22 protein-coding genes are annotated in these 23,537 nt (G+C 71.4%); 6 read left to right on the plus strand and 16 right to left on the minus strand.

Annotated features, from left to right (window positions below; translation table 11 throughout):
* Nucleotides 1-8 precede the first annotated feature (8 nt).
* Entirely contained in the window at nucleotides 9-1,055 is a 1,047-nt protein-coding gene (locus OC490_RS10920) for a MerR family transcriptional regulator (RefSeq protein ID WP_262057669.1), read from the minus strand.
* 158 nt (nucleotides 1,056-1,213) lie between these two features.
* On the opposite strand from OC490_RS10920, the gene OC490_RS10925 reads away from it, so the two are divergent.
* Nucleotides 1,214-2,083, plus strand: a complete 870-nt coding sequence (locus tag OC490_RS10925; protein WP_262057670.1) for a RimK family alpha-L-glutamate ligase — start codon at nucleotides 1,214-1,216, stop codon at nucleotides 2,081-2,083.
* Here the strand turns inward: OC490_RS10925 and OC490_RS10930 are convergent.
* The 10 genes from OC490_RS10930 to OC490_RS10975 all read right to left on the minus strand — a co-directional run bounded on the left by OC490_RS10930 (nucleotide 2,073) and on the right by OC490_RS10975 (nucleotide 14,052).
* Entirely contained in the window at nucleotides 2,073-2,663 is a 591-nt protein-coding gene (locus OC490_RS10930) for a hypothetical protein (protein WP_262057671.1), read from the minus strand. The two genes, OC490_RS10925 and OC490_RS10930, sit on opposite strands and share 11 nt — an antisense overlap.
* Nucleotides 2,551-3,492 carry an FkbM family methyltransferase gene (locus OC490_RS10935; RefSeq protein WP_262057672.1) on the minus strand — a complete coding sequence of 314 codons (942 nt, stop codon included), beginning with the start codon at nucleotides 3,490-3,492 and terminating at the stop codon, nucleotides 2,551-2,553. Before OC490_RS10935 ends, OC490_RS10930 begins: the two co-directional genes overlap by 113 nt.
* A complete protein-coding gene (locus OC490_RS10940; protein ID WP_262057673.1) occupies nucleotides 3,489-3,698 on the minus strand; it encodes a Trm112 family protein in 210 nt (69 codons plus the stop codon). The genes OC490_RS10935 and OC490_RS10940 overlap by 4 nt, the downstream gene beginning before the upstream one ends.
* Entirely contained in the window at nucleotides 3,695-4,600 is a 906-nt protein-coding gene (locus OC490_RS10945) for a DMT family transporter (RefSeq protein WP_262057927.1), read from the minus strand. The genes OC490_RS10940 and OC490_RS10945 overlap by 4 nt, the downstream gene beginning before the upstream one ends.
* A 23-nt stretch (nucleotides 4,601-4,623) precedes the next feature.
* A complete protein-coding gene (locus tag OC490_RS10950) occupies nucleotides 4,624-5,352 on the minus strand; it encodes a class I SAM-dependent methyltransferase (RefSeq protein ID WP_262057674.1) in 729 nt (242 codons plus the stop codon).
* Nucleotides 5,349-6,662: a condensation protein gene (locus tag OC490_RS10955; RefSeq protein WP_262057675.1), complete on the minus strand. Its 1,314-nt coding sequence runs from the start codon at nucleotides 6,660-6,662 to the stop codon at nucleotides 5,349-5,351. Before OC490_RS10955 ends, OC490_RS10950 begins: the two co-directional genes overlap by 4 nt.
* The gene (locus OC490_RS10960) at nucleotides 6,659-10,960 is read right to left on the minus strand and encodes a DUF3367 domain-containing protein (RefSeq protein ID WP_262057928.1); all 4,302 of its coding nucleotides are present in this window, start codon (nucleotides 10,958-10,960) and stop codon (nucleotides 6,659-6,661) included. Before OC490_RS10960 ends, OC490_RS10955 begins: the two co-directional genes overlap by 4 nt.
* A complete protein-coding gene (locus OC490_RS10965) occupies nucleotides 10,957-11,691 on the minus strand; it encodes a class I SAM-dependent methyltransferase (RefSeq protein WP_262057676.1) in 735 nt (244 codons plus the stop codon). The genes OC490_RS10960 and OC490_RS10965 overlap by 4 nt, the downstream gene beginning before the upstream one ends.
* Entirely contained in the window at nucleotides 11,688-12,842 is a 1,155-nt protein-coding gene (locus OC490_RS10970; protein ID WP_262057677.1) for a glycosyltransferase family 4 protein, read from the minus strand. Before OC490_RS10970 ends, OC490_RS10965 begins: the two co-directional genes overlap by 4 nt.
* Before the next feature lie 232 nt (nucleotides 12,843-13,074).
* Nucleotides 13,075-14,052 (minus strand): DUF3068 domain-containing protein, encoded by a 978-nt coding sequence (locus tag OC490_RS10975; protein ID WP_262057678.1) that lies wholly within the window; start codon nucleotides 14,050-14,052, stop codon nucleotides 13,075-13,077.
* A gap of 174 nt (nucleotides 14,053-14,226) precedes the next feature.
* On the opposite strand from OC490_RS10975, the gene OC490_RS10980 reads away from it, so the two are divergent.
* The 4 genes from OC490_RS10980 (at nucleotide 14,227) to OC490_RS10995 (ending at nucleotide 17,384) form a co-directional block, all read left to right on the plus strand.
* Nucleotides 14,227-14,379, plus strand: a complete 153-nt coding sequence (locus OC490_RS10980; RefSeq protein WP_262057679.1) for a hypothetical protein — start codon at nucleotides 14,227-14,229, stop codon at nucleotides 14,377-14,379.
* A 4-nt stretch (nucleotides 14,380-14,383) separates the two neighbouring features.
* Nucleotides 14,384-15,625 carry a helix-turn-helix domain-containing protein gene (locus tag OC490_RS10985; RefSeq protein ID WP_262057680.1) on the plus strand — a complete coding sequence of 414 codons (1,242 nt, stop codon included), beginning with the start codon at nucleotides 14,384-14,386 and terminating at the stop codon, nucleotides 15,623-15,625.
* 146 nt (nucleotides 15,626-15,771) lie between these two features.
* On the plus strand, nucleotides 15,772-16,545 hold the full coding sequence (locus OC490_RS10990; protein ID WP_262057681.1) for an IclR family transcriptional regulator: 774 nt from the start codon (nucleotides 15,772-15,774) through the stop codon (nucleotides 16,543-16,545).
* Nucleotides 16,542-17,384, plus strand: a complete 843-nt coding sequence (locus OC490_RS10995; RefSeq protein ID WP_262057682.1) for an SMP-30/gluconolactonase/LRE family protein — start codon at nucleotides 16,542-16,544, stop codon at nucleotides 17,382-17,384. The genes OC490_RS10990 and OC490_RS10995 overlap by 4 nt, the downstream gene beginning before the upstream one ends.
* Before the next feature lie 56 nt (nucleotides 17,385-17,440).
* On the opposite strand, the gene OC490_RS11000 is transcribed toward OC490_RS10995, so the two are convergent.
* Nucleotides 17,441-18,064, minus strand: a complete 624-nt coding sequence (locus OC490_RS11000; RefSeq protein ID WP_262057683.1) for an NADPH-dependent F420 reductase — start codon at nucleotides 18,062-18,064, stop codon at nucleotides 17,441-17,443.
* A 249-nt stretch (nucleotides 18,065-18,313) separates the two neighbouring features.
* Here OC490_RS11000 and OC490_RS11005 point away from each other — a divergent pair, with 249 nt between their 5' ends.
* Nucleotides 18,314-18,928 (plus strand): TetR/AcrR family transcriptional regulator, encoded by a 615-nt coding sequence (locus OC490_RS11005; protein ID WP_262057684.1) that lies wholly within the window; start codon nucleotides 18,314-18,316, stop codon nucleotides 18,926-18,928.
* Here OC490_RS11005 and OC490_RS11010 read toward each other — a convergent pair.
* The 4 genes from OC490_RS11010 to OC490_RS11025 are packed head-to-tail and all read right to left on the minus strand — an operon-like array spanning nucleotide 18,925 to nucleotide 23,240.
* A complete protein-coding gene (locus tag OC490_RS11010; RefSeq protein WP_262057685.1) occupies nucleotides 18,925-20,316 on the minus strand; it encodes an NAD(P)/FAD-dependent oxidoreductase in 1,392 nt (463 codons plus the stop codon). The genes OC490_RS11005 and OC490_RS11010 overlap by 4 nt on opposite strands.
* A gap of 49 nt (nucleotides 20,317-20,365) precedes the next feature.
* Nucleotides 20,366-21,541 carry an MAB_1171c family putative transporter gene (locus OC490_RS11015; RefSeq protein ID WP_262057686.1) on the minus strand — a complete coding sequence of 392 codons (1,176 nt, stop codon included), beginning with the start codon at nucleotides 21,539-21,541 and terminating at the stop codon, nucleotides 20,366-20,368.
* Nucleotides 21,538-22,704: an MAB_1171c family putative transporter gene (locus OC490_RS11020; RefSeq protein ID WP_262057687.1), complete on the minus strand. Its 1,167-nt coding sequence runs from the start codon at nucleotides 22,702-22,704 to the stop codon at nucleotides 21,538-21,540. Before OC490_RS11020 ends, OC490_RS11015 begins: the two co-directional genes overlap by 4 nt.
* The gene (locus OC490_RS11025) at nucleotides 22,701-23,240 is read right to left on the minus strand and encodes a toxin (protein WP_262057688.1); all 540 of its coding nucleotides are present in this window, start codon (nucleotides 23,238-23,240) and stop codon (nucleotides 22,701-22,703) included. The genes OC490_RS11020 and OC490_RS11025 overlap by 4 nt, the downstream gene beginning before the upstream one ends.
* Between the last annotated feature and the right edge of the window lie 297 nt (nucleotides 23,241-23,537).

The following is a 23,537-nucleotide window of genomic DNA, read 5'->3' on the forward strand; positions in this document are numbered from 1 at the left end:
CCCCGTTCCTACACCACGTCCGCCACCACACAACTGATGTTGTCCGGACCTCCGGCCGCGTTCGCCGCGTCGACCAGGGACCGTACCGTCTCCTCCGGGTCCCGGCCCGCGGTGAGGAGTTCGCGGATCCGGTGCTCCGGGACGACCGCGGTCAGACCGTCCGAGCACAGCAGATAGCGGTCGCCGCGGTGGGTGTCGTGGAGTTTCAGGTCGGGGGCATCCGTGTTGAGGGCCTTGAGGAGCAGGGAGCGCTGGGGGTGGGACCCGGCCTCCTCGGCGGTCAGCCGGCCCTCGTCGATCAGCGACTGGACGACCGAGTGGTCGTGGGTGATCCGGAACAGCCCGCCCTCGCGCAGCAGATACGCGCGCGAGTCCCCGATGTGCACGAGCGCCAGCTTCGAGCCCGTCCACAGCAGCGCGGTCAGGGTCGTACCGTTCTCGCTGGGATCGGCCACGTCACGGACCGCGTCGGTGGCGCCCCGTACCGCCTCCTCCAGGAGGTTGAGCACATTGCCCGCCGGCACCTCCTCGGTGTCCAGGAAACGCAGCGCCTCCACCGCCGCACTGCTCGCGGGCCCGCCCGCCGGGCCGAACCCGTCGGCGACCGCGAGCAGCCGTGTGCCCGCGTAGGCCGTGTCCTGGTTGGAGGGGCGGACCTGTCCGCGGTCCGAGTGGGCGGAGTAACGCAGTTCGAGCATGGTGGTGTCCTTTCCGGGTACGGCCGCTACGGCCGCGAGATGGTCGACGAGGAACCCGGCGAGATCCCGCCGCACCGCCGTCTCCGCCTCGACCCGGGCCCAGAAGGCACGGATCTCGCGGGCGGCGGCGGCCGGTTCGAGGGCGCACACCTCACGGATCGAGGCCAGCGGCATCCCCAGCCGCCGCAGCCACGCGACCAGCCGCGCCCGCTCCAACTGGTCGACCGCGTAATACCGGTATCCGGTGTCGGGATCCACCCGCGCCGGCCGCAGCAGCTCCAACTCGTCGTACAGCCGCAGCGCCTTCGGCGACAGCCTGCACGCCCGCGCGAAGGCCCCGATCGTCAGCATGCTCATACATGCCCCCTGTCTCTCCGGGTCTCTCCGGGTCTCTCCGGTTCCGCCACCGATGCTGGGGCTTCACCGAGGGTGAAGGTCAATCCGGTTGCCCCGGTCTTGCGGGCCGTGGTTACCCTGCCAAAACGATCTACCGCCGTACGAAGCTGGAGGCTCCCGTGCCCCGAATCGCGCTCGCCACCTACGACCCCGGTCCGGTGCCCAGCAAGGACCGCGACCTCCCGGTGCTGGTCGAGGCGTTGCGGGCGGCCGGGGCCGAGGCCGCAGCCGTGCCGTGGGACGACGAGGGGACCGACTGGGGCGGCTACGACCTTGTCCTCATCCGCTCGACCTGGGACTACAGCTGGCGGGCGGCCGAGTTCGTGGCCTGGGCCGAGCGGGTCGGCAAGGCGACGCGGCTCGCCAATCCGGCGCAGGTCGTGCGCTGGAACACCGACAAGCGCTACCTCGGCGTCCTCGCGGCGGCCGGCGTACCCGTCGTACCGACCCGCTATGTCGCTGCCGGCGACCAGGTCGACCTCCCCGACGACCACGAGTACGTCGTCAAGCCGACCTCCGGCGCGGGCGCCCGCTTCGCCGCCCGCTACACACCCGACGAGCACGAGACGGCCGTACGGCAGCTGGAGCGGATGCACGCGGAGGGGTTCACCGCGATGGTGCAGCCGTACCTCACGAACGTGGACGTCAGCGGGGAGCGGGCGCTGCTGTTCTTCGGCGGGCGGTACGTCCACGCCTCCCGGAAGGGCGCCGTGCTTTCCCGGGGCACGGCCTACGACGACGACAAGGTGTCCCACCCGGACCTGGAGCCGTGGACCGCGACCGAGGCGGAACTCGCCGTCGCCGAACGTGCGTTGGCGGCCGTACCGGACGCGCCGGAGCTCCTGTACGCCCGCGTGGACCTGGTGGACGGGCCGGACGGGAAGCCTTGCGTGATGGAACTGGAGCTGGTCGAGCCGAACCTCTTTCTGGATCTGCATCCGGGGTCGGTGGGGGTGGTGGTGGAGGCGGTGCTCGCCGCTAGTCGTTGATCGCCGTTCTTTGGAGCAGCCCCCAGGTGAACTCCGCCGCGCACCGGTGCCGTACGCCCTGTCCGTCCGGGGCGGTGAAAGCCAGGCCCCAGCGGGTGGGGGCCGTGCCCTCCAGGGGGCGGGCGGGGGCGAAGGCTCGGGCCGCCTCGTCGACCGTGCAGGACCAGGGGGTCAGGTCGTCGAGGGTGTGGAGGGGTGGGGGTGGGGCGCCGGGGGCGCGGACCAGCCATTCGTTCCATACGGCGCCGTTCGGGGCGGTGAGTACCTCGAAGCGGAGGTCGGGCCAGAGCGGGACCGGCCACTGCCAGGCCTCGCAGTCCAGGTCGCCGATCCGGCGTCTCGTGGACGACTCCGGGGCGCCGAGAATCGAGCGGTATCGGGAGGCCGCGGCCCGGCCTCTCGGGGAGTGCAGCATCGCCTGCCAACGCTTGTTGGCCTCGCGCATGTCGGCGATCGAGACGCCCAGCTCATGACGGGCGTCCTCGACCAGGTCCGGGTTGTGGTCCGCCATACGGCGCAGCAGGACGAGTTGGAAGTCGAGGGGGCTGAAGGGGATCGCGGGGCGTTTCGCGTCGGGCATGCGATCCATCGTCGCGCACGGCACTGACATCGGGACTGCGGCCACCTGGGCTGCCGCCGTCGGGGAGGAACAGGACCGAGTTGACGTAACGGGGGCCGCGCGCGAACGGCAGGACGCGGCGCAGCAGGCCCTGGGAGACGACGTACGAGGTCCGGGCCTGGTGTTCCTCCAGGGGGAAGGCCGACAGTCTCGTCCAGGTTGTGTCCGGCAGGACCCAGCCCTCGTAGCCCAGCAGCGACAGGTAGGTGACGACCGGCGCGATCGGCTGGATGCGTGACTCCAGTTCGACGAAGAGCGCGGGGTGGTCGCGGGTCAGGAGGCCGGTCGCGCCGTGCAGGACGGCCAGTTCGCTGCCGTCCACGTCGATCTTGATGAAGCCGACGTCCTTGAGGCCGAGCCCGTCGAGCGTGACACAGGGGACGTGCACGGCACGGGCGTGGATGTCCCGGCGGACCAGCGAGGACACGCCCCGGTCGCCCTCGTCGTCCGGCGGCAGCCACAGGCGGGCGGTGCCGGGGCGGTCGGAGGCGGCGGCCGGGATCACGCGGGCGTGCGCGGGGGCGGCAGCGGCGAGCAGTCGCGCCAGGTGGGGGACCGGTTCGACGGTCACGACCTGGCGCGCGTGTCTCCACAGGCGGTGCGTCCAGGGGCCGTACCAGCCGCCGACGTCGACCGCCGTACCGCAGTCGGGCGGCAACAGGTCGCCCAGGCGGGCCAGTTCGGGTTCGAAGCGAGGGTAGACGGCGCGGGCGGTGGCGGCGACCAGGCGGGTGGGGAGGAGGGGCGCGAGGCGGGCGGTGAGAGTACGGGGAGTGTGCTTGGAGGTCATGGGGTCATCCGTTTGAGGAGTTCCAAGTGCTCTGCGTCATCGGTCACTTGCTCTCCGGACGAGGGCAGCAGCTGTGGGATGCCGTCGACGATGGGGTAACGGCGGCGCAGGCGCGGGTTGTAGAGGGCGTCCGTGGGCAGCAGGTGCAGTGGGCCCTTGTCGAGCGGGCAGGCCAGGATCTTCAGCAGTGGGTCGTCCGGGTTCATGGGGGAGTCAACTCCTTGGCCTCGACCGGTGGTTGAGGCGCGTCGTCGTGCTTCGGCATGGTCAGCAGGACGGTGACCGCCAGGGTCGTGCCGCCGATCCGCAGGGCCAGGCGCAGCGGGTCGTGCGGCAGCGCCTCGCCGAACGCGAGCGTGCCGAGCACCGCGGTGAACAGGCTCGTCACCGTCGTGCAGACCGGCACGATCAGCGAGGCCCGGCACCGTTGCAGCGCCGCCTGGGACATCACCAGGCCGAACGCGCCCGTGCAGAGCAGGAGATACGGGTACGGCGACCGCAACAGGTCAACCACCGCCCCGCCCAGGTCACTTGTGGTCAGGAAGCTCGACACCCCCTTGATGGCGAGCGAGCTGACCCCGTACAACAGGCCCACCGCCACGCCGTATTCGACGCCCGTAGTGGGCAGCCGGTGCCGGTGGGCCGCGCGGCGCTCGGTGGACCGGTACAGCCAGACGCCGGCCGCCAGCGAGGGCACGCACACCAGCAGGATCAGCGGATAGGGCGCGGCGCGGCTGACGTGGTCCGAGCCCTCCTTCAGCGACAGTACGACCATCAGCAGGGCACCGAGGATCGCGCCGAGCGCGTACCGTTCCCGGCCGCTGGTCCGCTCGCCGAGCAGGCGCGCGGACAGCAGCACCAGCAGCACCAGGCCGGACACGAAGATGCCCTGCGCGGCGGCGATCGGCAGCGTCCGGTACACGGCGAGCTGTGCGCCGAACCCGGCGGCGAGGGCGAGGGACCCGCCGATCCACAGCGGGCTGCCCAGCACCAGCCGTAGCAGCCTGGCCGGTTGACGGACCGTCACTTCGGGCAGTGCCGTGAGCGCCCGCTTCTCCAGCACGAAACCGGTGCTGTACAGCACGTTCGCCAACAGGGCCGCGGCCACTCCCCACCACACGACCGCGCCCCCTACGTCTTCCGTGCGTGCAACAGCAGGATCGACGCCAACTGCGGTCTGGCGCAGGCCAGTCGGTCGAGGGGGCGTAGTGGGCGCGGTACGCCGTGGAAGGGGGCCCCGGTGAGTCGTACGACCTCGAAGCCTGCCGCCGTCACGAACTCCCGCAGCGCGCGCGGGGTGTAGAGCCGCAGATGTCCTACGACCTCCTTGCCCGGGCGGCCGTGGATCGCGCGCAGGCTCACCTCCGAGAACACGGGCTGGACGCCGGCGAGCAGCAGGGCGCGGTTGTACCAGGCGGCCAAGTTCGGCGTGGACAGCATGAGATGGCCACCCGGGCGCAGTACCCGACGGATCTCGGCGAGCGCCGTGTCAGGGTCGACGAGATGCTCGATCACCTCGCTGAACAGCACTGCGTCGGCGACGGCCGTCCGCAGCGGCAGCGCGGTGAGTTCCCCACGGACCGTGTACGGCAGGTGAGTTCGGGCTCGTGCCAGGGCGTCCTGGGACCAGTCGACGCCGATGACGCGGTGGCCGGTGAGGAGGGGCGCGGCGGTGGCCGCGGCCGTGCCGTCGCCGCAGCCGATGTCGAGGACGGTGCGGGGCTGTTCGGTGGCCGGGCCCAGGGCGTTGGCCAGGACGCGGGCCTGGCGGAGGGTGCGGGAGGGCCCGGAGGCGACCGGGACGGCGGGGTTCTCGTAGAAGTCGCGGAGGCCGGGGTGGTGCGGGGCGGTGGTCGTCATGCCTCGTGCTCCTCCGTCGTGTGCAGGTAGTGCTCGAACAGGTCGCGGAGGTGGGCGCCGTCGCCGGGGCCGAGGAGGGTGCGGGACCAGCGCAGGGCCACGTGCAGCTTTCCGGCGGTGGAGGCGGTGGTCACGGTGAAGCCGCGGGGCATCCGGGCCGGGGCCGAGAACCACACGGCGTGCGCCCGTCCGGCCGGGTCGCCGAAGTCCAGGGTGTAGGGGATACGGCCGATGTTGCTCAGCAGGGTGGTCGAGGTCCAGGGCGCGGCTGCCCCGCGCAGGCCCCGGGTGAGGGTCGCCCGCCAGGCGACGGGGACGACGGGGGCCGTCAACAGGGCCGCACCGTGGCCCAGTTGGGGGCGGGGGAGGGCTTTGAGCGCGCGGGTGCGGGTCGCCGTGCGGTGGAGCAGTTCGCCCATCCCGGCCGGGCCGGCGGTCAACTCGTCGGTGCCGAAGGTGACTTCGACGAGCCGGGTGCCGTTGCCGATGGGCATGTCCGTGCCCCGGGGGCGGTCGTCGACGGGCATCGTGATGCGCAGCGGGCGGGGGTGTGCGCCGTGTTCGCGGTTCCAGTGGGCGATCATCAGGGCCGTCGTGACCATGAGTTGGTCGTTCACGGTGTACGGAGAGCCCTTGGGGCGGTGCGGGACGCCGAGTTCGGTGAGGAGGAGGCCGTTGCCGCCGGGGGACGGGTCGGGGGTGCCGGGGGCGACGCGGGCGGGCGGGGTCCATACGGACGGGGTGGCTGTGGGCGGTTCGGGGGTGTCCGGGGGGCGGGTCGGTGGGGCGGTCGGGGCGTTGGGGAGACCGCCGTACAGCTCCGCTGCGGTGGCGAGGACGCGGAGGCAGGCGGGGCCGTCCAAGGCGGTGTGGTTGACGGTGAGGAGGAGGGCGGTTCCCGTGCCGGGGGCCGAGCCGGTCCCCTGAGGGAGGGCGACTGCTTCGAGGCGGATGGGTGGGGATGCGGTCAGGGGTGGGGCTTGGTCGAGGGAACGGGTGCGGGCGTGTTTGAGGGCGTCTCGGGTGGAGGGTGGGAAGGTCACGACTTCTACGTCCGGGGCGTCGGTCAACTCCCATTCGTAGCGGCGGCGGTACCAGGGGCCCGGGGCCTCGCGCATGAGGATGCGGGGGTGGTGGTGGAGGGCTTGCGTGAAGGCGGTGCGGAGCCGTTCCGGGTTGAGGGGGCCTGGGAGGTGGACCTCTATGTGGACGGTTTCCGGTTCGGTGGATTGGTGGCAGTGGCGGGCTATTTCGTCGACTGTGGGGAAAGGGATGCGGGTTGGGGAGCGAGGTTGGTCGAGTGTGGTCATTCGGGGTCGTTCCTTTGCTGCGGGTCGGTGGGGGCTGGTCGCGCCCGCGCGGCGGAGCCGCTGATGTCCAGGCCCCGCGCCCCTGAAGGGGCGCTGCCGCGGGCCTGTGCTGTGATGGTGCGGCTCGACTCCGTTGACCGTGTTCTTTGTGGCAGAGGCGGGGCGGGTGCCGGTTCCTGGGCGCTCCACTCGCGTGTGCTTACCAGTCCCGCGAACAGGCCGATCAGCGCCAGCAGTTGGGCCGTGTGGCTGAAGGCGCCCTCGCCTGCGCCCACCGGGTCGCCGGCTCCCGTCGCCGCCACGATGCCCGCCCCCGCCAGTGCCGCGAACGCGATCGGGACCAGTAGCTCGTGGCGGCGGTATGCCAGCAGCGCCAACGCCGGTACCAGTAGGGCGAACCAGCCCGCGATCACCACTCCCACCAGTGTGAGCGCCACCGTGCCCAGCCACAGGCCCGGGAGTGGCGGGGGTGGTTGGAACTCGTCGGGGTTCGGTTCGTGGCGGCGCCAGATCACCAGGGCCAGGAGGACAGCCACAGCCGCCCCGCTGCCGATGAGGCCTGCCTCGTACGTCGTCGCCGGAGTGTAGGACAGCTTGATCGTGCCGCCCGCGCCTGCGGGGACGCGCCAGCCCTGTTGCCAGCCGTCCAGGCGGAGGGGGGACAACTCCTTGCCGTTCAGGGTGGCTTTCCAGCCGCCGTTGTAGTTCTCGTATGTAGTGAGGTACGAGGCCGTGCCCGAGCCGACCGTCACCTCTCGGCGGTCGCCCAGCCAGTCCACGACCCGCAGCTCCCGACCGGCGTCCGTCGCCGACGTGACACTTCCCCGGGTCAGTGTCACGTTCGTCAGGGAGAGGGGTCCCGCGTCGCCCGCCTCGACCCGGTGCGTGCCCGACGTCAGCTCCAACGCCGGGTCGGTCCGGCCCTCCTGACAGAGCGCCACATCAACCGCCCGGCGCTCGGTCAGGTCCCGTACCGTTCCTGTCACGCTCGTCCGGTACAGCTCGCCGTCGACCGCCACCACCGGGCCCTTTCCGCAGGCCAGCGTGAAGGTGCGGGTGGGGTCGGGCTGGGGGGTGCGGTACTGGTCCAAGGCCGGGATGTAGGCCTCGGTCAGGCCCACGGGGAGTTGGAGGTTCTCGTCGGCCACCGGGTTGTGGAGGGTGAGCGGGGCCGTCTTCGTGATCGTGATGTCGAGGCGGTCCGTGGTGATCGGGTCGAAGCGGACCACGCCGTTCTCGTCGACGCCGGCGATCGTCGCGCCGTCCGGGGAGGAGATGTCGACCTCGGTCGCGCGGGTCGACAGACCGCCCGCGGGCGCCAACACCACTTCGCCCACGGCCTGTTTGCCGGTCCAGGACAGGTGGATGGTCGGGCGGTCGCCCGCCACCCAGCCCGTCGTCAGGTCGCCGTCCGTCAGGTTGCGGGCCGAGAGGCCTGCCCCGAGCGCCGCCGTGGAGTCCGCCGTCGCCGTGATGCGGTGCTGCTGCGCGGGGGCCACCTCGTAGAGGAGTTTGTCCAACTCCTCGCCGGGGATCGCCACCGCGCTCGCCTTCATCTCGTACGTTCCCGCCGTCGGCGTCGAGAACGTGCGGTGCAGGCCCGCTTCCGTGCCCGTGGGGGAGAGTCCGGTCGGGTCGGCCGTGCGGTGCAGGGAGATGATCTCGGCGGCGGCGTCGGAGCTGTTCGCGTCGGTGGGGAGTTTCAGGAGCCGGGTGACCTGGACGTGCGGCAGGGCGATCTCGGAGAAACCCGCGCCGGTGAGACCGGTGCGGCGGGCCACCGAGTCGAGGATCGTCAGCTTCATCCAACTCGTCGTGCCCGAAGGGGCTTTGACCGTCTGCGTCATGCCGTTCGGCTGGAGGTAGCTGGTCGCGGACCCCTTCGCCGTCTCCACCCGCACCTCGGTCGCCGCCGCCCGCACGCTCTCCTGGGGGAGCGGGGTCACCTTGAACGAACCCGGCATGTCGTACGCCCCGCCCGTGAAGCCGATGCGCAGCCACTGCCCGTTCGGGGAGCCCGCCGCGCCCTCGGCCCACGCGGTGCCGGGGTTGCCGTCGAAGGCGTTCACCGGGTCGAACTGGGGCAGCTGGAAAAGCCAGTTGCCGCTGGAGGACGCCGTCACCGAGCGGGCGCCGCGCAGTTCGGCCACCGTCTGATGGGCGATGCCCTTGGTCGGCAGGATCTGCTTCGGCTTCTTGCCCGCGTCCTGGACGGCGTCCGGCGCGTTGCGTTCGTCAGGGGTGTACGTGTACGAGGTGTTGGCGTCGACCAGGCCGAACCGGGTGTCCGCGCGGCGCAGTCCGTCGCCGAGGATCTGGAGCGGCGGGGAGCCCAGCCCCGGGTGGTTGTCGCCCGTCAACACCGTTGCCCTGCCACGGAGTTCGGTCGCGAGGGGCAGGATCGACTCCGGGCCGCCGGAGACCACCGCCGTGTCGGCCACCGGCGTCAGGCCCGCCTGGCCCGGCCGTACCACGTCCTTGCTCGTCGGCTCGTAGATCTCCACCGCCCGCTGGCGCGGGTAGAGGCCCTCGACCTGGAGCGGGGTGCCGCCCGCGATCCGGCCGCCGGTCATGACCGGGCCGAGGCCGGTCACCCGCTGGTAGCCGGACTGTTCCAGGGCGCGTTTGACGGTGGTCGTAGGGACATAGCCGATCTGGTCGGGGTCGAGGTCGTTGCGGACGACGACGTAGTAGATGCCCGCGCGGCTCAAGTAGTCGGCCAGGCCCGGGACTTCGCCGCCGGAGTCCAGCGCCTGTTCCACCGCGTCCATCGCGCGCCGGTTGCCGGGGGTGCCCATCGGGACGTAGTCCCGTTCCGCCCAGCGGGAGTCGGCCAGGACATCCAAGGGTTCGTCGATGGGCGAGCCCCAGGTGTAGATGCCGTGCGCGGTCGCCGGGACGACCAGAGCGCGGGAGTCCGGGGAGTACTTGTGCAGCCAATCGGCCGTGGACTGCCAGTACTTGGGGAGCTGCTGGAACGAACCCGGGTTCAGGATCGACCCGTTGAGATACGGCCACGCAAGGCCCGGGAGGACCAGCACCACCGCGATCAGCGGGGCCAGCCGACGGCCCCGGACCGGACGGGCGCCCCGCGACTCGGCGGCCACACCCACCAGGTGGGCCAGACCGAGGACGAGCGCGAGAGCGAGCCCCGCTTGGAACTTGTAGATGTTGCGGAAGGGGACGAGCGGGCCGTTCAGCCAGTCCTGGACCAGCCCGTGGAAGGGCGCCCCGAACGAGCCGCCGTACCCGGCGAACAGGATCAGCGCGACCGACACCGCGACCAGCACCAGCCAGCGCCGCTCCGGCATGTCCCGGCGGGCCAGCCCGGCGAGGCCCAGCCCCGCCGCGAGCGCCGAGCAGACGATCACGATCACCGACGAGGCGACCGTCCAGCCGGCCGGTATCCAGGCCTCGCCCAGATGCAGATATGCCACCCAGTCACCGGCTCCGCGCAGGCCCTCCGTCGCCGACATGGTGTCCGTCGTGGTCTGTGAAGTCTCCACGTAGGGAAGGAAGTTCTCGCCGTAGACACCGAGCATGAGGAGCGGGATCCACCACCAGGCCGTAGCCAGAACGACCCCCGGGACCCACCAGGCGATCAGTTTGCGCTGCCGTGGGCCGGTCGGCCGGGACAGCAGATACAGGCCCACCGGGAACAGGGACGCCAGGGTCGCCGCCGCGTTGACCCCGCCCATGAACGGGACGATCAGCGCCGAGCGCAGGGCGGCCACGCGGGCCGTGTAGCGCTCGTTGGCGAGCGGCAGCAGGACCCAGGGGAGGAAGGCGCCGGGGAGCGCGGCGGCCGAGGTCGAACCGACGACGATCGTGAACACCGGCCACAGCGCGTACGTCACGGCGGCGAGAAGACGGGACGCGGAACTCCCGACCCGCAGCCGCTCGGCCAGCCGCAGCGCGCCCCAGAAGGCGACCGAGACGACGAGGGACAGCCACAGGCGTTCCGCGAGCCACACCGGCAGGTGCACGGCGTGGGCCAGCCAGTAGAACGGCAGCATCGGCCAGAGGTAGCCCGCGTACTGGTCCTGGATCCCGCCGAAGGAACCCCGGTCGTGCCACAACTGCCCCAGGTCGGAAAGGAATTGGCCGGGGTCAACGGTGACGCCGAGCTTGGTGTCGAAGGTCTGCCGACCCGGGTGCACGGCGAGGAACAGCACGAACACCACGGCCCAGAACCCCAGCAGCCAGCGCCACGACCTCGGACCCTCCGGGGGCCCGGCCAGGGTCGTGGTGGTGGGGTCGGCCGCCGGAGGCGGGGTCTGGACCGTGGTCGCCGTCATCGTGGACACCGCCGGAGGATGAGGAGGAGGTTCCAGGTGGCCAACTCCCTTATCCCGGGCGCCTTGACGACGGCTCGGTCGAGGAAGGGCCAGTAGCGGGAGCGCGCCGCGACGACCATGACGTCGTCGCGGGCACGGACCTGCCGCAGGGTGGCACCGATGTGCACGGCGAACAGGTTCTCGCCGAGAGTGTGCTTGGCGGCCTTGCCGGTACGGCGCCGGTAGCGGGCCCGGGCCCGTTCGGCACCGAGGTAGTGCCAGGGCGCCCACTCGTGACCGCCCCACGGGGACAGCCAGTTGGTGAACGACACATAGATCAGCCCACCGGGCCGGGTCACCCGCGTCAGCTCACTGAGAAATGTCTGCGGATCGGCCACATGCTCAAGAACGTTGGACGAGAAGGTCACATCGGCGACCCCGTCGGACAGGGGCAGCAGATACCCGTCCGCGATGACCGTCCCGTCCGGCGGCTTCTTCCCCAACTCCCGTACGTCGGGCTCGAAGAGATAGGCGTGGGCTCCGCGTCGCCGGAACTCCTCGGTGAAGTGGCCACTGCCTCCGCCGACGTCCACGACTGTGCGCCCGGTGACGGGTCCGTCGTAGGCCTCGACCTGGTCGGCGGCATCGCGGGCGAGCAGCGAGTAGCAGGACTCGGGGTCGTCCTGTTCGTGCAGGAAGGCCCGGAACAGCGCCACCGACCTGCGTAGGGAAGGGTCCTTGGGGCCTGTCACGACCCCCAGCCCCTCACCGCCTCAGCGGCAACAGCCCGAAACTGTCTGACGGTTCGATCCCAGCGATAACGAGCCGCACGGTCACGCGCGGCCTTGCCCATGGCCTCCCGGCGACGCGCGGACAGCGCAAGCGTGCACCAGGCCGCCGCGAAGGAGGATTCCCCCCGCGCCAGTACCCCCGTCTCCCCGTCCACGACGGAGTCCCGCAGCCCCGGCACGTCGAATGCGATCGCCGGCGTCTCCCGGGCGGCAGCCTCCGTCACCACCAGCCCCCACCCCTCCAACGCGGACGGATGCAACAACAGCCAGGCGGCACAGAGGAGTTCGTGCTTCCGCGACTCCGAGACATGCCCGGTGAACTCCACCCCGGGCCCCGCGAGTTGCTCCAGGGACTCACGCTCAGGACCGTCACCGACGATCAGAAGACGCCCGCCGACCACGGGACGTACCCGCTCCCACAGCCGCAGCAGCAGATCGATCCGCTTGTACTCGACAAGCCGCCCCACCGCCACGAACAACGGCTCCGGCGAGCGCTCGGCACAAGGACCGGGTTCTTCGACTCCGTTGTGGACGACCCGGATCCGGTCCCGCTCGATCCCGATCCCGCGCAGCGCGTGCGCGGTCGAGGGAGAGACCGCGACCAGCAGACCGCGCTGCTGCGCTCCGGTCAGCGCCCACTGTTCGAGCCGCCGGCCGATTCTCGCCGCCGGGGCCATCGGGCCGTCGAACCGCATCTTCCACACGTCCGTGTGGACGTGGTTGACCAGGCAGATGGTGGGGCCGTGATGCCAGACGGGAGCGAAGTAGGGCATGCCGTTGCACACCTCTACCAGGAGATCGCAGTCGCCGATCCGCCGGGTGAACGCCGTACGGGCGCGCAGGAAGTGGCCGTAGGTGCCGCCCGCCGACACGACCCGGTAGTCGCGGTAGGCCGCGGGGCCGCCGCACAGCAGGGTCACCTGGTGGCCGAGTCGGGTCAGGCCGTCGGCGAGTCTGTCCACGAGGAGTTCGGAGCCGCCGGCCGAGGGGTTGTCGAGGTCCCGGTGGGCGAGGAACACGATGCGGCGCGGTTGCGGCACCGGCGCCGGGGGGTGCTGCGCGGCCGGCGGAGACGCGGTACGCAGCGGGTGGTGGGGCACGTGCTGGGGCATGGGTGCTCCAACTCGTCTCGGGGTGCGGAACTCTGCGGGGACAAGGGCTGACGAGGGCTGGCAAGGGCTGACAGGGGTTGACCGGGTGCGGGAATGGCGCGGGCTGGGGTGGGCGCGGTGCGGAATTCTGTGGGCGGGCTGTGCTCGGGTGGGTGGACAGTTTTCGCTTCGGCGTTCCTGACGGCTACTCACCCGCGTGACAATTTCCGGGGTTATTAGAACTGACGTCACGTCACATCGTGGGCGGATACTCGGGCGAAGCCGGTGATTCGGGGCGCCGGCGCCCTCGTAGCACCAAAACGCCACCGACCACGGCCAGGACGAATCCGGCCACAGCGGTACCGATCGGCAACGACTGCCCCACCAGGCGCAGTTGACCGCTCTCCCGCTTCGCCAGTTTCACCTGTTCCCGCTGCGTGGCCGTGGTGAACGCGAGCTTGTCGGCGTCCAGGAGGAGCACCGCGTCGTAGGCGTGGCCGGGGGCGCGCAGGGTGCGGCGGGGGCCGGTCCGGGCGTAGATCACCCGGCCGGTGCGCTGGTCGACGACCAGCTCGATGCCGTGGTTGGAGTACCACTCCTCGGCGAGTATCTGGGGGGAGTCGGGCTGGTCGACGAGACTGCCGGGAACCAGCCGGGTGCCGATCTTCGTGGCCGGGACCGTGCCCTTGAAGACGTAACCCGAGTAGCCCTGCACCTTCTTGGTCCCCGAGTAGCGCAGAGTGACTGTCCCGCCAAGGGAGTTGTCCCACCACTGGTACGGCTGCTTCCGCACGTCGAACGGGAACTTCAGGAACGCGTCGCCCTCGAAGTACGGGTTCTCGTGGCAGCAGTGCACCGGCTTGTTGGTCCTACGGTCCGTGACCCAGCGGTTGGGGAAGAACTCCAGCGCGTCGTGCGGATCGGCGGCCGGCAGGGACTTGTCGGTGTCGACGGTCGTGGTGACGTCCCACACCGCGTCCCCGCTCTTCTCGCTGTCCGCGACATCGCCGCGCACCTGCTGGGTGACGGTGATCCGCTGGTCGTCGACGGTCCGCAACTCACCGGTGTCGAAGTAGCTTCCGGTGCCCCGGTACACGGCGGTCGTGTCGATGTCGATCGGCGTCACGGCCGCCCGCGGCTCGACGTACCACGCCAGCAGCGGCGCCAGGACCAGCAGAAACGTGCCAAGTCCCAGCAGGATCAAGGAAAGGGGAGAGGCTGTACGGCGCATCCGGGCACTCCAGTGAAGGTTGGTTTCGGAGTTCGGGCCGCTCTTGGGCCGGGAACCGTAGGCGCCCCTTGACGGAGTGTCAATGTCTGCCGACACTGGGCCGACGGGCAGGGGCGGACGACCTCGGGACAACACCTCGGGACAGAACCTCAGGACAGAGAGGCCGACCCTGCGATGTCCAGACTGCTCGCCGCCGTACTCACCATGGCGCTTGCCGCCGCCCTCGCCGTCGGCGCCGCGCTCGGCATCGTCGCGCTGCTCGACGCCAGGCCCGACCAGCCGAACACCCCGCTGATCACCTACGAGCAAGCGGATCAGGGGAGTTGACCCCGTGCCCGCCCGCCCGGCGGCCGTGACCGCGCGCTCGGCGTGGCTCGACGTGCCACGCCTCCAGGTGCGCGAGTTCGCCGCGATCGCCATGGCCGAGGCGCCCGAGCTCGCCGAGGAGATCCTGCGCGAGATCCGCCGCGAGCACCCCCAACTGCCCCTGGTCCTCGACGACTCGGGCGAACCCATGGCCCTGATCGGGATCCGCCGCGCCATCGAGGTCTTCGTCCAGCACCTGGAGACCGCCGAGGGCCGCCCGACCGTACCGCCGGGCGTCTTCCAGGAGTTCGGGCGCGGCGAGGGCCTCAACGGCCGCAGCCTCGACTCGCTCCAGGCGATCTACCGCATGGGCGTACGGCTCGCCTGGCGGCGCTTCGCCGAGATCGGCCAGCGCGTCGAGATCCCGCCGCCCGCGATGTACGAACTCGTCGACGCGGGCTACGAGTACCTGGACGGGCTGGTCGACCAGTCCGTGCGCGGCTACGCGGAGGCCGCCGCGAGACAGGCGGGGGAACGGCTGCGCCTCCAGCGGCGGCTGATGGAACTCCTCCTCGCCGAGCACCACCGCGGCGACCCGGCCGAGGTCCTCTCCGAACGCGCCGCCCGCATCGGCTGGCCGCTGCCCGACAAGGTCTCCGTCGGCGTACTGCTGCGCCCGGCCCGTGAGGCGGTCGCCCCCGCCGTGGGCCAGGAGGTCCTGCTCGACATGGAGTACGAGCAGCCCCGCATGGTCGTCCCCGAACCGGACGCGGCCGGCCGGCCCGAGCTGCTGCACCGGGCGCTGACCGGCTGGGCGGGCGCGATCGGGCCCCCGGTGCCGCTGGCCGACGCGGTGAAGTCGGCGCGCTGGGCCGAGGCCGCCGTAGGGCTGATGGAGCGGGGGCTGTTGCCGGCCGGGGGTGTTCTGTACTGCACCGAGCACACCGAGGCGCTGGTGCTCCTGCAGCCCGAGGAACTGATCGACGATCTCGCGCTGCGGTGTCTGGCGCCGCTCGCGCACTGCGGGCCGACGCACGGTCGGCGGCTCGCGGAGACCCTGCTGGCCTGGCTGGAGACGCGGGGCGGGGCGCCGGAGGTGGCCGCGCGGCTCGGTGTGCACCCGCAGACCGTGCGGTACCGGCTGCGTCAGATCCGCGAACTCTGGGGCGGCGAGATCGACGATCCCGACCGGCGCTTCGAGCTGGAACTCGTCCTGCGGGCGCAGCGGTTGAGGGGTGCGCTGGGCGATCCCAGGGCCCGGCGGTAATCGGGCGATCACCCGACCATTGCCCGTGCAACCCTCTATGGCTAGCCTGTGTTCGTTATCCCGATCGTCAGTTGAAATTTCGAACACGCCATGTGAACGCGCCATGTGGTGCAGCCACTCATCGACATCCAAGAAGGGGGCCGGTTGTGGGACGCCTCGTACCTGCCGTGACCCGGGCTCTCGACATCCTTGAGCTCTTCCTCGACGGGGACGGGACGCTCTCCGCCCCCGACATCGTGCGCAAGCTGCAACTGCCGCGCACCACCGTGCACGAACTCGTCACCACGCTCTCCGCCCGGTCGTACATCGTGCCCGTGCCCGGACAACCCGGACGCTACCGGCTCGGAGTCCGTCCGTACCAGCTCGGGAGCCGGTACGCCGAGCAGCTCGACCTCGCCGCCGAGGGCCAGCAGGTCGCCCGGTCCGTCGCCGAGACCTGCGACGAGACCGTGCACGTGGCCATTCTCGAAGGCACCGACGTCATCTACATCGCCAAGGTCGACTCCACGCACGCGGTGCGCATGGTGTCGGCGGCCGGCCGCCGGCTGCCCGCCCACTGCACCTCCGTGGGCAAGATGCTGCTGGCCTCCCTCTCCGAGCCGGAGCTGACCGCGCGCATCCCCGCGGGCACGCCGCTGGTCGCGATGACGCCCAACAGCATCGTCGAGCCGGACGCGCTGCGGGAGGCGCTCGCCGAGATCCGGCAGCGCGGGGTCGCGGTCGAGAGCCGCGAGTCGAATCCGGACGTGTCCTGCGTGGCCGCGCCGGTCCGGGACCGCACCGGGCAGGTCGTCGCCGCGCTCTCCATCTCCGTGCCGATGATCCGCTGGAGCGACGAGCGGAGGGACGAGCTGGAGCAGCTCGCCGTGAAGGGCGCGGCGGAACTGTCGGAGCGACTCGGACACCGGAGCGTGGGATGACGTACGAAGTGGCGGTACGGGCCGAGGCCACCCTCGGTGAGGGGCCGACGTGGGACGCGGCGGCCGGGCGGCTGATCTGGATCGACATCCTCGGCTCCAGGGTCCACACGTACGACCCCGCGACCGGCGCGCGTACGGTCCGGGTGACCGAACAGCACGTCGGCGCGGCGAAGCCTCGGGTCGGCGGAGGGCTGGTCCTCAACCTCCGGGACGGGGTCGGCCTCGTGGATGAGGACGACGGGTTTCGGTGGCTGCACCGGGAGCCGGTTCCGGGGCGGCGGGCCAACGACGCGGCCGTGGCGCCGGACGGGGCGCTGTGGGTGGGGACGATGCGGTACGACGAGGCGGCGTGCGGCGGCACGTTGTCCCGGATCACCGGGGACGGTTCTGTGCGGCTGGTCCTCGACGACGTGGCCGTCAGCAACGGGACGGGGTGGAGTCCGGACGGGCGGCTCATGTACTACATCGACTCGCCCACGCGGCGGATCGATGTGTTCGAGTACGCGGACGGGCGGGTTTCGAAGCGGCGGCGGTTCGCCGAGATCGAGGACGGTGTCGGGTTCCCGGACGGGTTGACCGTCGATGCCGACGGGTGTGTGTGGGTCGCGTTGTGGGACGGGGGCGCGGTGCGGCGGTATACGCCGGACGGGGAGTTGGAGCGGGTGATTCCGATGCCCGTGCCGTTGGTGACCGCGTGCGCGTTCGGCGGTGCGGACTTGACCGACCTCTACGTCACCACGGCTCGGGTGGGGCTCAACTCGCCGCATCCTGTTGCCGGTTCGCTGTTGGTGGTGCCGGGGGCGGGGAAGGGGCTGGCGCAACCGGCGTTCGCGGGCTGAGAGCCGGGGTGCTGACGACCGGCCGCCGGCGGGCGCCACGCCAGGTCACCGCCGGCTCAGGCGGGAAGTTCCGCGACGCCGAGGGCGAAGTCCCAGCCCCCCACCCCGTTGCGGGCGAGGCCCATCGTGAGCAGACCCGCTCCTTCCAGCCAGTGCGCCATTTTCAGGCCGCCGGTGTCCATCGGGCGCATCCCGAGGCTCTTGACGAACTCCTCGACGCGCGCCTTGGCCTGCGCGTCGTCGCCGGCGATGAAGATGTCGGGCCGGCCGTTCTCCAGGACATGGCGGAAGACGGTGTTGAATCCCTTCACCACACTGGCACCGGCCGGGGCCACCTTGGCGGCTTCCTGCGCGATCGAGGTGGCCTCGCTGTGGGTCAGACCGTCGAGTGTGGCATCGAAGGCGTTGCTGATGTCGACGATGACCTTGCCCGCGAGGGCGTCTCCGTAGTGGGCGACGGCCGGAACGACACCGTCGGCCAACAGGGCCATGATCACGATGTCCCCGGCCGGGACGGCGCCCCACTCTCCCGTCGTGGTGTCGCCGCCGAGCGCCTTGGCCAGGTCGGCGGACTTGGCGTGATCGCGGCCCATGACCTCGACGGTGTTGCCGCCCGCTGTCGCCAGCGCGCCGATGGTGCGGGCCATGTTCCCGGTGCCGATGATGCTGATGCTGCTCATGAGGTGTGCTCTCTTCCCGTGGTCGTCCGGTGTGTCGGTTCAGATCACCGTGGTGCCGCCGTCGGTGGTCGGTTCCAGCCCGTTCGCATGGCTTGAGTCGTCCGAGGCGGTGATTGCCGTGACCTTGTCGTCGAGCTTCCCTGCGATCACTCCTTTGTACACCGAGCTGTGTACTTAACGTAGGCGACGACCGAGTGGGAACGCAAGCTATGTACACCGATCGGTACCGAACCGGGCTACGATGGAGTCATGACGAAGCTGGAAATGGGCCCCCAGGGCCGGCGCCGCGGCAGGGGCGCGCGCGAGCGCATCCTCAGCGCGTCACAGCGGCTGTTCCGCACTCAGGGCATCAACCGCACCGGCATGGACCAGCTCTGCGCGGAGGCCCAGGTCTCGAAGCGCACGGCCTACCAGCACTTCGCCGGCAAGGACGACCTGGTCGCCGAATACCTGCGCCGATTCGATCCCGACGTCATGGCCGGAGTCTTCGACCGCACCGACCTCACACCCCGCGAACGGCTCCTCGCCGCCTTCGAGTTGCCCGCATCCCGCTCGGACGAGCTCACGCCTCTGTGCCCCTACATCGAGGCTGCCGTCGAGATCCACGACCCCGGGCACCCTGCGTCCCGGTACGCCCGCGACTACAAGCTCGCCCTCGCCGCGCGGCTCGCCGCAGCGGCCCGCGAAGCCGGCGCCACCGATCCCGAACAGCTCGGCGAACAACTGGCGTTGCTCCTCGACGGCGCCTCGGCCCGCACCCGGGTCCTCAATGCCGAGTCCTTCCCCACCGCCGCCGCCATCGCCGCCGTCCTCATCGACAACGCCCTCCCCGCGACGGACCGGGACCGGGGAGGCGAAAGCTAGAAGCCCGCCAGGTCGGCCAGTGTCTTTCGTTCCGACGGAGTCAGGGGCGGGCCCGAAAGCGGCGGCAGGAGTGGGCCGTTGAGGGCCGCCAGCAGGGTGCCGGGGCGCATCAGCGTGGACGCGTCCGCCTCCATGCTCGTCACCGCTGCCAGTGCTGCCGCCGCCTTGTACGAACCCGTCGCCGACTTCAGGAGGCGGCGGGAGTAGCTGGTGATCAGACGGTCCGCCCTGGTCGGCCCGGGGCCCTTTGTCTCGGGGTACCAGACGTCCTGGCCGACCGCCAACGCCCAGGCGCCCTCGACGGGGGCGGCCACCCCGCGTTGGACCTTGGCGGCCAGGCCGGGGGCGGTGAAGCCCTCGTGGTCCAGTTCCCGGGAGAGTATTCGGGCGCTGAGCGCGGCCACCGACATGCCTTGCCCGTAGACCGGGTTGAAGGTGGCGAGGGCGTCGCCGAGGACGACCAGGCCGTCGGGCCAGTCCCGGACCTTCTCCAGGTAGCGGCGCACGTTCTTGCTGCTGTGGCTGGTGTGGATGTCCGTCAGGGGTTCGGCGCCGGAGACCAGGCGGCCGAGGATGGGGTCCGGCAGGTCGCGGATGTACTGGAGGAAGCCGTCCGGGTCGGCGGGCGGTTCGCCGCCCCGGGTGCCGGCGAGGCTGACCATCCAGCGGTCGCCCTCGATGGGCAGGACCATTCCGGCGCGGCCGGGCCGGGACTCGTACGGGTTCGCCTGGAGGATCGTGAGGGGGAAGTGTTCTGCGCCCTCCGGCCTGCGGTAGATCCGGGTCGCGTTGACGAGGCCGGAGTCGACGGTCTTCTCGTCCATCCCGGTGACCCCGAGCGCTCCCAGCCAGCGGACGATCCGTGAGCCGCGGCCACTGGCCTCGACCACGAAGTCGGCGTCAAGTTCGGTGATTCCGGCGTCTGTCGAGATGCGTACGCCGGTCACGCGCCGGGCGTCGCCGAGGAGGTCCAGGCCCCGGGCCGTACGGATCTCGGTCTTGGTGTTGGCCAGGACGGCCGAGCGCACCACCCAGTCCAGCAGCGCGCGGGTGCAGGTGAGCATCCGGGGGCCCTCGTGCCGCCAGCGGTGCAGCCAGCCCTCGGGGGTCAGGGCGAGCATGCCCGAGCCGAGGGAGATCTCGTGGGCGCCCGCGGCGAGCAGCTGCTCGCGCACGCTCGCGCCGGGCACGAGGTCCTCGATCGCGGTCAGGCCGCCGGACATCAGCAGATGGGCGTGGCGCCCCTGCGGGAGACCCCTGCGGTGCTCCGGTCCGTCGGGCAGCTCGTCCCGGTCCAGCACGATCACCTCGTCCGTGTGGGCGGACAGTGCGGCGGCGGCCAGCAGGCCGGCCAGTCCGGCACCGACGACGACAGCTCTCCGCGGCATGGGGCTCCTCAAGTCAGCCTGGAAACAGGGGGGTTCGCGCGACCAAGGGTCAGCGCGGGGTGGCCTTCACCGTACTCTCCGGTACGGCCGTGGCGAGCCGCGAGCGGGCGAGTGCCCGGGCCAGCTCGACCAGGCCGCAGGTGTCGGAGACCTCGGTGGCGTAGAGGCGGTAGGTGCTCGGCGTGCCGAAGGGCTCCTCGCGGGCGGCGGCGCGGCGGGCGGCGTCGGCCACCATCGCCGCCTCGGCCGCCACCCGGGCCTCGTGCGCGGAGCGGCCCTCGTGCAGGGCGGCGTCGCGGGTGCGTTCGCGGACCCGGTCGTCGAAGTACGGGGCGAGCGCCAACAGGCCGTCGTGTATGGACACTTCACGCCAGTGCAGCCGCATCCGGGGCAGCTGCCAGAGCGCGCTGGGCGGCTTCGGGGCGAGGGACGCGAACCGGACCTCGGCCCACAGCGGGCCCAGCCCGCGCAGCGCGCCCAGGTCGCGCCAGTGGCCGCGGAGCGTCGGCAGCAGCCTCGGCAGGGCGAAGCCCGCGGAACAGGTCAGCGCAGCCAGCGAGGCCATCGGCGGGGCGATCCCGGTGGAGAGGAAGTCCAGGTCGTGACCGGTCCAACGGGCCACCACCGCCGTGTACTTGACGAGCTGGAAACCGACCACGTCCAACAGCGTGCCGACCAGGATGAGTCGCAGACCGGTCCGCAGCAGACCGGTGACCTCCCGGGCCCAGGTCACGCACACGGAGCACATCGCCAATGTGGCCGCGCTGTGCCCGAGCAGATAGAGCACGATCATCTCGCGCATGTAGGGCGTGTTCGCGTAGTACGTGTCGAGGTCGGTGAGCCGCTCGGTGCTCGCGTCGGCCAGCGTGAACAGGACGACGATGGCGACGATCAGCGCGCCGTAGGCGGCCATGCTGCGCAGCACCATGCGGCGGATCCGGGCGGGGGAGCCGCCCCGCCAGCGGATCAGCAGGACGAGCAGGGAGCAGCTGTACGCGGAGATCATGCCGTAGGTGAGGGGAGCGCCGAAGTTCGGGATGCCGGTCAGGCCGTTGACCGCGCTCAGGGTCGTCGGCGCCGCGCAGACGAGGCCCAGGGAGCCGAGCACGATCGCCACACAGGTGGACACCGTCAGCGGATCGCGCGGGAGGCTCGATGGGCGGCGCAGCAGGACGGTGCAGGACAGTCCGAAGACGGCGGCGGCGACGTACACCATGAGGCTCATGCCCGGGTGCTCCCTTCCGTCGTGCCGGTGCGGACCCGGGCGACGAGCGGGGACCGGGTCAGCGCGTCGGCGATGTGCACGAGGAGGGCGGTACCGGGCGCCCGGTCCGGTGTGTCGGCGGGCGCGAGGTGCGGGTCACCGGCGCGCTCCTCGACCACGGCCGCGGCGACGACCGCCGCCCACGCGGTCGCCTCGGCCTGCTCCGCCCCGCCCGCGGTGCGCGCCGCGGCCTCCAACGTCCGCTCGTACAGGGCCCGGTCGAAGAACGCGTCCAGGTGGCCGAGCGCGTTGTGGATGCTGGTCTGCCGCCACACCAGCCGGGTCGTGGGGGAGGAGAGGCGCGGCCGGGGCAGTCGTAGCGCACGGCGGGTGAGGAGCTCGTCCAGTTCGTGTTCGAGCGGTTCGAGCCGGGCGTACGTCCGCCGGGCCTGCCGCCGCTGGGTCAGCCGGGGGCCGCCCAGCGGGATCAGCACGCCGACGACGATCAGGACCGCGCCGAGGCCTGCGGCGGCCGGCGAGACGGTCGTACCCAGCTTCGTCCAGTCCCGTCCGAACCAACGGGCCGTCACCGCCGCGAACTTGGTCAGGCTGTACCCGGCGCCGCACAGCGAGCCGATGCCCAGCGTGATCAGCCCGGCGCGGAGCCAGCCGTGCACCTGCCGGGCCCAGCGCAGCGAGGACACCGTGGTGACACTGACGGCGGCGAGGTGCCCGGTCAGATACAGCACGATCATCTCGGCGGTGAACGGTGTCGTCGCGTAGTAGGTGTCGAAGTCGGTGCGGCGTTCCACGGGGGTGTGGCCGAGCGCGAACATCACGGCGATGCCGACGAGGACGATCGTGTAGGCCACGATCCAGCGGCGGGCGGTGCGGTGGACGTGCGGTCCGCCCCGCCAGTAGACGATCAGGACCTGGGAGGACGCGCTGTACGCGGTGATCGACGCGTAGGTCAGCGGCGCGGCGAGGTTGGGGACCCCGCTGAGGTGGTTGATCGCGCCGACGGTGGGCGGCGCCCCGAGGAAGAAGCAGGCCCCGGCCAGGGCGAGCAGCACGCAGATGACGCGGAGATAGGGGTCGCGCCAGTGGCGTACGAGATCGGGGGCCTTCACCAGCATGCCCAGCCACAGCAGGCCGCAGCTGAGGTAGTTGATCAGGCCGCTCATTTTCTGGTCCCGCGGTAGTTGAGGGCGGCGCCGATGCGTCCGGCGACGCCCTGCTGCGTACCGTCGTCGGCCTCGGCGGGGCCGTACCCGGAGTCGGCGCCGGCCGCGGACTCCAGCCAGGGGCGCAGCCGCCCGCTCATCAACATGCCGAACCGGTCCGCCTCTTGTTCGTCGGCGACGCTGAAGTCGGTGCGGGCGGCGACGGGCCGGGGACCGCGCTCGGCGGTCAGCTGGGGAGGGCGCTCGGTGGTGCGCCGGTGCATGTGCCACACCTCGTGGCAGAAGATCACGATCTGGTGCCAGGCGGCGGCCCGCTTGTCGATGACGATGACGTCGTAGGTGTCGCCCTCCAGCCACAGCCCGCTGGCGGTGTGCGGCGGGAACACCTCGCGGCGCACCACGACTTCACGTCCCCGCCAGCGGATGACGGAGTCGACCAGCGCGTCGAACAGGGCCTCGGGCTCGGCGGGGACCTGGACGCGCATGGGGTCGATGAGGGCGCCGGCGAGCCGCCTCATCTCCTTCTTCGTGCGCACCGCTGCAATATGCCAGGACATACGTCGACTCAGCCACCTCACTGTCGCCGCGGCAGCGGGAAACCGGCCGCTTCCACCGAGGAGGGGACGGAGGTGATCCAACGTCTGGCGCATCGGGTCGTGTTCGAGTGATCGGACAGCCCGCCGAGGAAAGTCACCACGTCGTACGCCCCCTCGTCTCGCCGTCCGCCGCACAGCCGGTCCGAGGTTACGCGTCCACAACTGCCGACGTCATGTCGTTCGGTGGCCGTTGTGGGACCGGGAACGACCGCTGTGTCCGGAAATCGACGCCGTGAA

This window comes from Streptomyces sp. STR69 (assembly GCF_024519455.1).
Lineage (GTDB): Bacteria > Actinomycetota > Actinomycetes > Streptomycetales > Streptomycetaceae > Streptomyces.